8 protein-coding genes are annotated in these 12174 nt (G+C 68.0%); 5 read left to right on the forward strand and 3 right to left on the reverse strand.

The features are described 5' to 3' along the window. Window positions 1-56: 56 nt before the first annotated feature. The 3 genes from AW271_RS37350 to AW271_RS37360 form a co-directional block, all read right to left on the reverse strand. The gene (locus AW271_RS37350) at window positions 57-1343 is read right to left on the reverse strand and encodes a CE1 family esterase (protein ID WP_062342968.1); all 1287 of its coding nucleotides are present in this window, start codon (window positions 1341-1343) and stop codon (window positions 57-59) included. Window positions 1344-1644: 301 nt separating this feature from the next. Beyond that, window positions 1645-3297: a glucuronoarabinoxylan endo-1,4-beta-xylanase XynC gene (gene xynC / locus AW271_RS37355; RefSeq protein ID WP_062342970.1), complete on the reverse strand. Its 1653-nt coding sequence runs from the start codon at window positions 3295-3297 to the stop codon at window positions 1645-1647. 155 nt (window positions 3298-3452) lie between these two features. Then, entirely contained in the window at window positions 3453-4496 is a 1044-nt protein-coding gene (locus AW271_RS37360; protein ID WP_062342973.1) for a LacI family DNA-binding transcriptional regulator, read from the reverse strand. 481 nt (window positions 4497-4977) lie between these two features. Here AW271_RS37360 and AW271_RS37365 point away from each other — a divergent pair, with 481 nt between their 5' ends. The 5 genes from AW271_RS37365 to AW271_RS37385 all read left to right on the forward strand — a co-directional run. Next, a complete protein-coding gene (locus AW271_RS37365) occupies window positions 4978-5316 on the forward strand; it encodes a hypothetical protein (RefSeq protein WP_062342975.1) in 339 nt (112 codons plus the stop codon). Window positions 5317-5361: 45 nt separating this feature from the next. Continuing rightward, on the forward strand, window positions 5362-6747 hold the full coding sequence (locus AW271_RS37370) for a glycoside hydrolase family 43 protein (protein WP_062342977.1): 1386 nt from the start codon (window positions 5362-5364) through the stop codon (window positions 6745-6747). A gap of 127 nt (window positions 6748-6874) precedes the next feature. Further along, window positions 6875-8689: a family 43 glycosylhydrolase gene (locus AW271_RS37375; protein ID WP_245653392.1), complete on the forward strand. Its 1815-nt coding sequence runs from the start codon at window positions 6875-6877 to the stop codon at window positions 8687-8689. Window positions 8690-8703: 14 nt separating this feature from the next. Continuing rightward, a complete protein-coding gene (locus AW271_RS37380; RefSeq protein ID WP_062342982.1) occupies window positions 8704-10353 on the forward strand; it encodes a glycoside hydrolase family 27 protein in 1650 nt (549 codons plus the stop codon). 3 nt (window positions 10354-10356) lie between these two features. After that, a partial coding sequence (locus AW271_RS37385; protein ID WP_169806459.1) for a glycoside hydrolase family 95 protein occupies window positions 10357-12174 on the forward strand: 1818 nt, incomplete at its 3' end.

The following is a 12174-nucleotide window of genomic DNA, read 5'->3' on the forward strand; positions in this document are numbered from 1 at the left end:
GAACTGCATCGCGTCGCACCAGGGATGGAGGAGCCACCCCTGGTTTTCCCTGTTGGTTAGGCGATGGTGCAGGTCGTGCCGTTGAGGGTGAAGGAGGAGGGCTTGGCGGTGTTGCCGGTGTGGGCGGCCTGGAAGCCGATGTCAATGGAAGCGCCCGGCGGGAGCGTGCCGTTGTAGCTGAGGTTTCTGGCGGTGACCTGGCCGCTGATGGGGGCGTAGGTGGCGTTCCAGCCGCCGGTGATGTTCTGCCCGCCGGGAAGGGTGAAGACCAGCGACCAGCCGTTGATGTTGGCGTTGCCACTGTTGCTGATAGTGAGGTTCTCGGTGAGGCCGGTGTTCCAGGCATTGGTCGTCACGGTGACCCGGCAGGCAGCTGACCCTCCGGGAGACGGAGACGGAGACGGAGAGGGGGAGTTCGGAGGGTTGGTCGGGCCACCGAACTGGGTGAAGAAGTTCCAGACCACGCCGGGAACCCAGGTGCGTGAGCCGCTGTCGCCGCCGGCACCGTCCTGCGGTGCGGCGATGTGGCCGCCGTCGAAGGCCGCCCAGACAACGGGATAACCACTGCGGCAGCCGGAATAGGTGGTAACGCGGTGGGTGAGGCTGCCCGCGGCCGGTTCTGGGGGATTCTGAGCGGTGCAGCCGTTGTTGGTCACGAACCTGTTGCGCAGTGAGCGGCCGGAGGCGATGTTGTCGCCGATGCCGTGCACGCCGAGGTAGGCGACCGGCTGGGTGCCGCCGCTGCAGCCGCTGAGAGTGCCGGGAGAGGACTGCACCGCGACGGCGCGGAAGACGTTGGGGCGGGCGCAGGCCAGAGCGAAGCTCATCGCGCCTCCGTAGCTGAACCCGACGGCGAAGCGCTGGGTGGTCTCCACGCAGAGGTCGGCTTCGATGCGCCGGAGCATGTCGTCGACGAAGACGAGGTCCTCCCCGCCGGTGTTTGCCCAGCCGTTGCTGATGCCCTGGGGGGCCACGAAGATGGTGCTGTTGTTGGACAAGCGCAACAGCCCGTAGTAGGACCACACGTCGCGTTGCACGGTCTGGCCGGTGGCCACGTCGGTTGCGGTGCCGCCCCACCAGTGGAAGCCGAAGACGATCCGGTAGGCCCGGTTAGGGTCGTAGTTGTCGGGGATCCGCAGGATATAACTGCGGGACTTGCCTCCGCTCTGGATCGTGTTGGTGCCGTTGACCAGTGTCGGGGCCTTGCCGCAGCCGGTGGTCGGCCCCAGCATGGCGGCGGTGGAGGAGGCGGAGGCGCTGCCGCTCAGCGCGGCGGGAATCGTGGCCAGGACGAGAATCGTGGCCGAGGCGATGGCAGCGAGAAAGGATTTGCGTCCGGGCATCACGCGGCTCCGTCCTGACATTCGATTTTCAATTGGGATGGACGAGAGATCATGTACTCCTCCTCGGTCGGGGTTGGATCTGACCTGGCCGGAAGCCACAAGGCCGAGCCGATGTTTGCGTTAACAGCTGAAGCTCGCCAGAGTCGCTGGCGGGCGATCGGGATGTCCTATCTGGCACTCGCAAACACATTTGGAGACAGCACGGGCTGGCGCGCAGCTGGCCTCGAGTCGCTCTAAGCGCTTCTGTCCCGTGGTCCCCCAACCGGGCGCATCCGATCGGCGTGCCACGGATCACGCCAGATCAAATCACGGTGCAGGGGACGCCGTTGAGGGTGAACGCCCCCGGTTCGGCGGTGTTGCCGGTGTGGTTGGCCTGGAAGCCGACGTCGATGGTCGCGCCGGGGGCGAGCGTGGCGTTGTGGCTGACATTGCGGGCGCTGACCTGGCCGCTCGTCGGAGAGTAGGTGGCGTTCCAGCCGGAGGTGATCGTCTGCCCGGAGGGCAGGGTGAAGACCAGCGTCCAGCCGTTGACCGGTGAGGTGCCGGTGTTGGTGATGCTGATGTTGGCGGTGAAGCCGTTGTTCCAGGCGTTCATCGTGTACGCCACCCGGAACTGCCCCGTCCCGCCGCTGGGAGACGGCGTGGGCGTGGGCGATGGGACGGGGCCCGCGTTGGTGACGAAGGTGGTGATGCTGCGGGCGGGCAGCGACACCGTCAGGGAGCCGTTCGTCATGGCCGTGGCGCCCTGCGGGGCGACGGTGCGGTTGGCGTCGGTGACCCAGGAGGAGGCGCTGGTGGCGGTGCTGCCGGAGATGGTGAACTGCTGGCTGACCACCGAGGTGTTCTTGTTGACGGCCACGATCACGACCGTGGTGCCGTTGCGGTAGGCCGACACGTAGACGTTGGAGGCGGGGGTGGCGGTCGCGCCGATGCGGACCGAGCCGGGGCGGACGAAGCGGGCGTAGTGGGCCATCATCGCGCCGCGTTTGCTGACCGTGCCGTCTTCGCGCATGGGGCCGTAGCCGCGGCGGATGTACCACCAGACGTACATCTGGAACTCGGCGTCGACCATGGCGCGGTGGATGTGCTCGCCCACGTCCAGCGCTTGGGGCCACAGGTCGGCCGAGTCGCTGCTGTTGGGGTAATACACCTCGGTCATCCACAACTCCTTGCCCGCGCCGCGCTGCTGGAACAGCGGGTAGGGGAAGTTGGCGTAGGAGGTGCCATAGAGGTGGGCGCCGATGACGTCCACGTTCGCGAGCGCGGTGGCGTCGTTCAGGATCGGGTCGGACATGCTCTTGACGTACTGGAACGACTCGGGCGCGATGACCCGGGTGCTGATCGAGCCGGCGTTCTCGCGCAGGAAACGCAGCATCTCGGTGGAGGTCCACCAGGTCCAGTCGTGGGCGTAGTCGGGCTCGTTCTGCACCGAGATGGCGTACAGGTTCACGCCGTTGTTGCGCAGGTGGGTGGTGAAGTCGTTCAGGTGCTGGGCGTAGGCGGCGTAGGCGTTGTACCGCAGCCGTTTGGCGTTGGTCTGGCTGCCGCGCGTGAAGGTCTCGATCATCGAGGCGGGCGGGTTCCACGGTGAGGCGAACACCAGCACGCCCAGTTCGGCCGCGCGCCGGGCGGTGGCCAGGTCGCGGCTGAAGTCGGCCGAGCTCTCCGGCACGGGGATGCGCAGCACCGAAAACCCCAGCCGGCCCTCACCGGTGCCGAACGCCGTCTCCCGCTGCGCCGCCGTCAAGTCGCCGATCCAGGCGGCGTGGGCCATGCCGCCGAACCCGCGGATCGTCTGCCGCTGCGTCGCAGGGTCGATGACCGCCGTCGCGGCCGCCGCCTCCGAGGCCCCCACGACCGACGCCGCTGTGATCACCGGCAGGGCCCCCATGGTGGTCAGCACGGCTCGGCGGCTCAGCCCGCCGCTCCTGGGCTCGTTCTGGTCTTCCATCATCACGTCTCCGGCATCGTGCTGGTTCTGTCTCGCTCACCTGAGCGCCCCGTCGCGAGGAGCGTCAAACAGGGGCGAACCGACCAGCCGCCAAGCTGTGCGGATGCCGGGGAGGGTCTGAAAATTTCACGAAAATAAGCCAGTCAGAAGGCGAAAAGTCAGTCTCGTGGTACGGCCGTGCTGCCCCGGACCATCAGTTCGGTGCCCAGTTCCACCCGCCGCTGCGGCAACTGCTCGCCGGAAGCGAGCCTGACCAGCATCTCGGTGGCCGCCGACCCCATCTCGGCCAAGGGCTGCCGGACGGTGGTGAGCGGCGGATTGACCCACTTCCACGGAGCCATGTCGTCGAACCCGACGACGCTGAGGTCGTCGGGGACGCGCAGGCCGAGCTCGTGGGCGGCCCGGTAGACGCCGATGGCCATCCCGTCGTTGGCCGTGAAGATCGCGGTCGGGGGGTCGGGCAGTTCCATCAGATGGCGGGTGTGCACCACACCGTCCTCGATGGCGAACGACCCCGGGCGGATCAGCGCGGGATCGGCGGGCAGCCCGGCCGCGTCCAGGGCCGCGCGGTAACCGTCGAGACGGGCCCGGCTGGAGAAGGCGAACTCGGGCCCCGTGATCATCGCGATCCGGCGATGGCCGAGTTCGAGCAGGTGGCGGGTGGCCTCCAGGCCGCCGCTCCAGTTGGTCGCCCCGACCGAGGGCACCCCGCGGCCCGGATCTCCCGCCGGGTCGAGCACGACCAGGGGCATGTCACGCGTGGCCAGCAGGACACGCTGCTCCTCGGTCGGGCCGGAGAACACCGTGATGACGCCGGCCGGACGCCGGCCGAGCACGTCCTTGATCCACCGCTGCCCGGGGACGTGCTGACCCGAGAGTTCGGAGACGATCACGTTCATGCCGTGGTGTCCCGCCACCGCTTTGACGCCCTTGATGATCTCTATCGGATATTCGCCGGCCAGCTCGTGGAAGACGACCTCGACCAGGCCCGCCGGCTTGATACGACGGCGCTGCCGCCGCAGCCCCCGCTCCCGGATGAGACCTTCGACCAGCGCCCGGGTCTCCGGGCCGACCTCGGACCGGCCGTTGACGACCTTGGAGACGGTGGCCACCGACACACCCGCCAACTCGGCGATCTCGGCGAGGGTCAGCCCATCGGCGGGAGCGAGATCAACGGGAGGGGCATCTTCAGTCGAGGTCATGCCGGAAGTTTACGGCCATGCTTTCGGCCGAAAAATGGCTTCGTTTCCGCTGTTCTCCGCACCGGCCGGGCTCGGGTGGTCGACATCCGGTGGAACAGGGTTCTGAAAACTATCGAAACCTGCTGGAAAGATTTCACTGACCAGGCGTGCCGCTCTTTCGTGGCGAGTCGAGGCTCCTTTGAAAACTCGCCGCAAGTAAGACCGAAACCAATGGTTGCCAACAGGTAACTTCTGTGAAATTTTCACATGCGCGGGCAGAGTGACGCGATCTCCACCCGGGCGAACACCCAGGCCGGCCCCGCGTTCACGACTACCCGCAGGTCAGTGAGGGCGACGACGCGTTGACCCTGACCGGACCGTCGGATGTACTCCGCGACAACGCAGCACCCCCGAAGGAGCGCCCTGAAGACCTGAGATCAGAAATGTTTGCGATAACAGAGCTCCCGAGGCCCTGCCTTTCGACCCCCTCCAAGGAAGCGGCATGCTCCCACCAGCGATCCTGACCATCGCTCCCTCGATCCGGCGAACCCTCGTCCTGGCGGTCACCCCGTCATCGCCCCTGGCCGTCGCCCAGCCACGCGGCTGCTTCGGCGTGGTCCGATCAACCGGCCCGGCGTACCCGATGAAGCGGGACGCCACCGAACCCCGGCGTGCCGACGCCACCCACGCCGACGCCGCTCATACCGACGCGACCCACGCCGACGCCGGTCACGCCGACGCCGCTCGCACCGACGCCGCTCACACCGACGCCGGTCACTCCGGCTGCACGTTCGCGCCCGCTGCCTTCACCCTCGACGGGACCACCTGCTCCCGCGCCTGATCTTTCGCTCGGCAATCGTGCACAACCAGCAGAAAGGGAATTCCTGTGACCCTGAGCCGCAGGCAGTTCGGCAAGACCGCCCTGACGACGGCCGCCCTCGCGACCGCCGGCGTGGCCGGCTTCCCGCGCGCCGCGTGGGCGGCCAACACCGCCTATGTCTTCGCCTACTTCACCGAGACCCCCAACCAGTCGGCCTCCAACTACGGCCTGCACCTGGCCGTCAGCCGCGACGGCCTCAACTGGTCGCCCCTCAACCAGAACAACCCCGTCGCCACCCCCACCGCCGGGCAGCAGGGCTTACGGGACCCGCAGGTCTTCCGCAAGGCCGACGGCACCTTCGTGGTCGTCGCCACCGACCTCAAGGGTCTCAACTTCGGCACCACCAGCCAGTATCTGCACGTCTGGGACTCGGTCGACCTGACCAGCTTCACGGGTTACCGCCGCCTGCGCATGCACACCACCAGCGGCCACACCTGGGCCCCGACCGTCTTCCGCGACAACTCGCGCGGCCAGTACGGCATCGTCTACTCGTTCAACACCGGCGGACGCGACATCCTCGCGGTCAACTACACCAGCGACTTCCAGACGGTCAGCGCCCAGCAGACCTTCTGGAATCCCAGCTTCAACGTCCTGGACGGCGACATCGTCGTCGACGGCTCGACCACGTACCTCTACTACAAGAACCTCAACGACGGGAACCTCTACGGCGCGCGGTCGTCGACCGGCCAGCCGAACAGCTTCACGACCTACACCAGCGGCATCCGGATGGGCAACGCGATCGAGGCGCCGCTGCTGCTGAAGACCAACGAGGGCGGCTGGCGGCTCTGGGGCGACTCCTTCAGCCCGGTCAACAACGACTACTACCTGTGGACGTCGTCGAACATCGGCGCCAACGCCTGGACCGCCGCCAACCAGCGTGACTACACCCCGCCGCTGAACTCCAAGCACGGCTCGATCGCGGGCATCACCGACGCCGAGTACAACGCGCTGGTCTCCCGGTGGGGGCTGCCGAACTGGGTGCGGCTCAAGTCGTACAACCTCCCCGACTACTTCGTCCGGCACGCCAACCGCGTCGGGCGCATCGACCCCTACCCGTTCGACCCGCACCGTGAGCAGTTGTGGCGCATGGTGCCCGGTCTGGCCGACTCCAACGGCGTCTCCTTCGAGGCGATCACCGCGCCGGGCAACTTCCTGCGGCACAACAACTACGCGATCCGGCTCGACCCCAACGACAACTCGGCGACGTTCCGCGCCGACGCCACCTTCCACCGCGTGGCCGGCCTCGCCGACGGCAACTGGACGTCGTTCCGGTCGCACAACTTCCCGACCTATCACCTGCGGCACCAGGGCTACGTGTTGCGCATCGACCCGGTCAGCGCCTCGTCGAGTGCGGCGGACCGCCAGGACGCGACCTTCCGCATTACGTCATGAGTCGAATGTTATCGCTAACAAGCTGACGCCGGTCAGCACCTGAACCGGTCCCGGCCGCGCGGAGAGGGAGCACTCAGCGCGGCCGGGACCCTCCACATCCACCACCACCGCCCGAAAGGGGCGACACGTGAGACCTCTTCTCCGCCGCCTGGTCGTGTCGGCCATGAGCGCGCTTCTGCTGGTGACGCTGGCGCCGGCCTCGGCCAGGGCCGACAACCCGGTCGTGCAGACGATCTACACCGCCGACCCCGCGCCCCTGGTCCACAACGGCCGCGTCTACCTCTACACCGGCCACGACGAGGACGGCTCCACCTACTTCACGATGCGCGACTGGCGCGTCTACTCCTCCTCCGACATGGCCAACTGGACCGACCACGGCTCCCCGATGAGCCTGGCCACCTTCTCCTGGGCCGACGCCAACGCCTGGGCCGGCCACGTCGCCTACCGCAACAACAAGTTCTACTGGTACGTCCCGGTCCGCCAGCGCTCCACCGGCCGCATGGTCATCGGCGTCGGCGTGTCGAACAGCCCCACCGGCCCCTTCACCGACGCGCTGGGCCGCCCGCTGGTCGACAACAACGAGATCGACCCCAACGTCATCATCGACGACGACGGCCAGGCCTACCTCTACTGGGGCAACCCCCGCCTGGCCTACGTCCGCCTCAACAGCGACATGATCAGCTACAGCGGCGGCATCAACTACGTCTCCCTCACCGCCGCCGGGTTCGGCGCACGCAGCGGCAACGCCCAGCGCCCGACCCTCTACGAAGAGGGGCCCTGGGTCTACAAGCGCAACGGCCTCTACTACAACGTGTTCGCCGCCGAGTGCTGCTCGGAGTTCATCGCGTATTCGACGGCTCCGAGTGCCACCGGGCCGTGGACGTACCGGGGAACGGTCATGCCGAGGCAGGGCGCGAGCTTCACCAACCACGCCGGGGTCGTCGACTTCGCGGGCGGGTCGTACTTCTTCTACCACAACGGCGCGCTGCCGGGCGGCAGCGGTTACACCAGGTCGGTGGCGGTGGAGAAGTTCACCTACAACGCCGACGGCACCATCCCGGTCATGAACATGACCACCGCCGGGCCGCCCCAGGTGGGCACCCTCAATCCCTATGTGCGCCAGGAGGCCGAGACGATCGCCTGGTCCTCAGGGGTGGAGACGGAGGTCTCCTCCGAGGGCGGGATGAACGTCGGCTTCATCGAGAACGGCGACTACGTCAAGGTCAAGGGCGCCGCGTTCGGCGCCGGGGCGTCCTCCTTCAGCGCCCGGGTCGCCTCGGGCACCAGCGGCGGCCGGATCGAGGTCCGGCTCGGCAGCGCGACCGGCACGGTCGTGGGCACCTGCACCGTGCCCGGCACCGGCGGCTGGCAGACCTGGACCACCGTCACCTGCCCCATCTCGGGCGCGACCGGAACGCGTGACCTGTTCCTGCGCTTCGCCGGCAACAGCGGCTACCTGTTCAACCTCAACTGGTGGCAGTTCACCGGCGGGGGCGGCAGCACCGGCGAGTTGCTGACCAACGGGTCGATGGAGAACGGCACCACGGGCTGGACCTCCTCCGGCGGTTCGCTCTCCTCCGCCACCAACGTGGCCCACGCCGGCAGCCGGTCGTTGCTCAACTCCGGGCGTACCGCCTCGTGGCAGGGCCCGCACCAGAACGTGACCTCGCTGCTCACCAACGGCAAGAGCTACACCACGAGCGTCTGGGTGCGCTCGCAGAGCGGCACCCCGAGCGCGAAGGCGACGCTGACGCTCACCGCGAACGGCACCACGAGCTACCTCCAGCTCACCCCGGCCCAGACGGTCAACACGAACGGCTGGACCCAGCTCACCGGCACCGCGACCGTCTCGTGGACCGGCACGCTCACCAACGCCTCCTTCTACGTCGAGACGGCCGCCGGCACCGACGGGCTCTACGTCGACGACGCCTCCTTCCAGTGACAGGAACCGCTCCCATGAACCGGAAAAGAACCCGCGCGCTGCTGGCCCTGACCGTCGTCGCCGTGGCGCTCACCCCTCTGACTCAGGCGCAGGCGTTGAACAACGGAGTCGGCCGCACCCCGCCGATGGGCTGGAACACCTGGAACACCTTCGGCTGCAACATCAACGAGACGCTGATCAAGCAGACCACCGACGCGATGGTCGCCAACGGCATGCGCGACCTCGGCTACCAGTACGTCGTCGTCGACGACTGCTGGATGGACCCCAACCGCGACTCCTCCGGCAACCTGCAGCCCAACCTGTCGCGCTTCCCCAGCGGCATGAAGGCGCTGGGCGACTACATCCACGCCCGCGGCATGAAGTTCGGCATCTACCAGGCCCCGCTCGACAAGACCTGCGCGCAGTACTTCAACGCCTACCCGGGCGCGACCGGGGCCCTGAACCACGAGGTCCAGGACGCCCGCCAGTTCGCCGCCTGGGGCGTCGACTACCTCAAGTACGACTGGTGCTCGCCCACCGGCACCATGGACGACCAGGTCAGGGCCTTCGCCAAGATGCGCGACGCGCTCGCCGCCACCGGCCGCCCGATCCTGTACAGCATCAACCCGAACAGCATCCACGACAAGACGGGCCCGCGCCGCAACTGGGGCGACGTCGCCAACATCTGGCGCACCACCGAGGACATCACCAACACCTGGAACTCGGGCCAGACCAACGGCTACCCGATGGGCATCCAGAACATCGTCAACGTCAACGCGCCGCTGTCGGGCTACGCCGCGCCCGGCTCGTTCAACGACCCCGACATGATGGTGGTCGGCCGGGGCGGGATGAACGACACCGAGATGCGCAGCCACTTCGCCCTGTGGGCGATCATGGCCGCGCCGCTGATCGCGGGCAACGACGTCCGGAACATGGACAACGCCACCTCCACGATCATGAAGAACCAGAACCTGATCGCCATCAACCAGGACACCCTGGGCCTGCAGGCGACCCAGATCAGCAACGACGGCACCCGCCGCATCCTGGCCAAGCGCCTGGCCAACGGCGACGTCGCGGTGGCCCTGTTCAACCAGGGCGGCAGCACCATCACGATGAGCACCACCGCCGCGGCCATCGGCCTGTCGGGCAACTCGTTCAACCTGCGCGACGCCTGGACCAACGCCGTCACCAGCACCACCGGCGCCATCTCGGCCAGCGTGCCCGCCCACGGCACGGTCGTCTACCGCGTCAGCGGCGGCACCCCCACCACGCCCTCACCCACTCCGACGCCCACGACCTCGACCAGCCCGTTGAGAGGCGTGGCCTCGAACCGGTGCGTGGACGTCACCGGCGCCTCCCAGAACAACGGCACCGCCGTGGTGCTCTGGGACTGCAACGGCCAGAGCAACCAGCAGTGGACCTCCACCGCCGCCGGTGAGCTGCGCGTCTACGGCAACAAGTGCCTCGACGTGAACAACAACGGCACCGCCGACGGCACCGGCGTCCTCATCTGGGACTGCAACGGCCAGAACAACCAGAAGTGGCGCTTCAACGGCGACGGCAGCATCACCGCGATCGGCGCGAACAAGTGCCTGGACGTGTCGGGCGCCTCCACCGCCAACAACGCCAGGATCCAGATCTGGACCTGCACCGGCGCCACCAACCAGCGCTGGACCAGGGGGTAGGGGATGTCCGACGTCTCCCGCAGAAGAGTCCTGCAGTTCGGCGCCGCCGGCGCTGGCGCGGCCTTACTGCCCTTCCAGTGGACGGCGGTCGCGCGGGCCGCCGCCGCCCCGCCGCCGGAGGCGGGCGACCTGGCCCTGTGGTACGACGAGAGCGCCGGCACCGACTGGCTGCGCGCCCTGCCGATCGGCAACGGCCGGCTGGGCGCGATGGTCTACGGCAACGTCGACGTCGAGCGCCTGCAGTTGAACGAGGACACCGTCTGGGCCGGCGGGCCCTACGACCAGAGCAGCGGCCGTAACGCGAACGCGCTGGGCCAGATCAGGCAGGCGGTGTTCGCGAACAACTGGAGCCAGGCGCAGAGCCTGATCGACCAGAACATGCTCGGCCGCCCGGCCGGGCAGCTGGCCTACCAGACCGTCGGCAACCTGCGGTTGTCGATCGGCAACACCAGCGGCGTGTCCGAGTACAACCGCTACCTCGATCTGACCACGGCCACCGCTGTGACGACCTACGCCCAGAACGGCATCCGCTACCGGCGTGAGGTGCTGGCCAGCGCACCCGACCAGGTCATCGCGATCAGGCTGACCGCCGACCGGTCGGCCTCGATCAGCTTCTCGGCGACCTTCGACAGCCCGCAGCGGGTCACCCGGTCGAGCCCCGACAACACGACGGCGGCCCTCGACGGCATCTCGGGCGACTTCGAGGGCATCGCCGGGCAGGTCCGCTTCCTCGGCCTGGCCAAGGTGGTGGCCGACGGCGGGACCGTCAGCAGCTCGGGCGGCACGGTGCAGGTCCGCCAGGCCAACAGCGTGACCGTGCTGGTGTCGATCGGGTCGAGCTACAAGAACTACCGCGACGTCAGCGGCGACTACCAGGGCATCGCCCGCGGCCACCTCAACAACGCCGCGGGCCGGTCCTGGGACGACCTGCGCAGCCGTCACGTGGCCGACTACCAGGCGTTGTTCAACCGCACCACCCTGGACCTGGGCCGCACCTCAGCCGCCGACCAGCCGACCGACGTGCGCATCGCGCAGCACAACAGCGTCAACGACCCCCAGTTCGCCGCCCTGCTGTTCCAGTACGGCCGTTACCTGCTCATCGCCTCCTCCCGCGCGGGTACCCAGCCGGCCAACCTGCAGGGCATCTGGAACGACTCCCTGACCCCGGCGTGGGATTCGAAGTACACGATCAACGCCAACCTGCCGATGAACTACTGGCACGCGAACACCACCAACCTGGCCGAATGCTTCGACCCGGTGTTCAGGATGATCAGCGACCTGGCCGTGACGGGCGCCCGCACCGCGCAGGCGCAGTACAACGCGGGCGGCTGGGTCACCCACCACAACACCGACGCCTGGCGCGCCACCTCGGTGGTGGACGGCGCGTTCTGGGGCATGTGGCAGACCGGCGGCGCCTGGCTCGCCACCCTGATCTGGGAGCACTACCAGTTCACCGGCGACGTCGACTTCCTGCGCACCTACTACCCCGCCATGAAGGGCGCGGCACAGTTCTTCCTCGACACCCTCGTCCAAGAGCCCAGCCTGGGCTATCTGGTCACCAACCCGTCGAACTCACCGGAGCTCGGGCACCACAACGGCGTCAGCGTGTGCGCCGGTCCGACGATGGACAACCAGATCCTGCGTGATCTGTTCAACGGCGTCGCCCAAGCCAGCCAGACCCTCAGCGTGGACGCCTCCTTCCGCACCCAGGTGCTGGCCGCGCGGGATCGGCTCGCGCCCATGAAGACGGGGTCACGCGGCAACATCCAGGAATGGCTGTACGACTGGATCGAGCCGGAGACCAATCACCGTCACATCTCG

Source organism: Herbidospora sakaeratensis (genome assembly GCF_001570525.1).
Taxonomy (GTDB): Bacteria; Actinomycetota; Actinomycetes; order Streptosporangiales; family Streptosporangiaceae; genus Herbidospora; species Herbidospora sakaeratensis.

Bases quoted from the DNA above. Each gene is read 5' to 3' on its own strand.
- AW271_RS37350 (WP_062342968.1), bottom strand. From the start codon at position 1,343: ATGCCCGGACGCAAATCCTTTCTCGCTGCCATCGCCTCGGCCACGATT.
- xynC (WP_062342970.1), bottom strand. From the start codon at position 3,297: ATGATGGAAGACCAGAACGAGCCCAGGAGCGGCGGGCTGAGCCGCCGA.
- AW271_RS37360 (WP_062342973.1), bottom strand. From the start codon at position 4,496: ATGACCTCGACTGAAGATGCCCCTCCCGTTGATCTCGCTCCCGCCGAT.
- AW271_RS37365 (WP_062342975.1), top strand. From the start codon at position 4,978: ATGCTCCCACCAGCGATCCTGACCATCGCTCCCTCGATCCGGCGAACC.
- AW271_RS37380 (WP_062342982.1), top strand. From the start codon at position 8,704: ATGAACCGGAAAAGAACCCGCGCGCTGCTGGCCCTGACCGTCGTCGCC.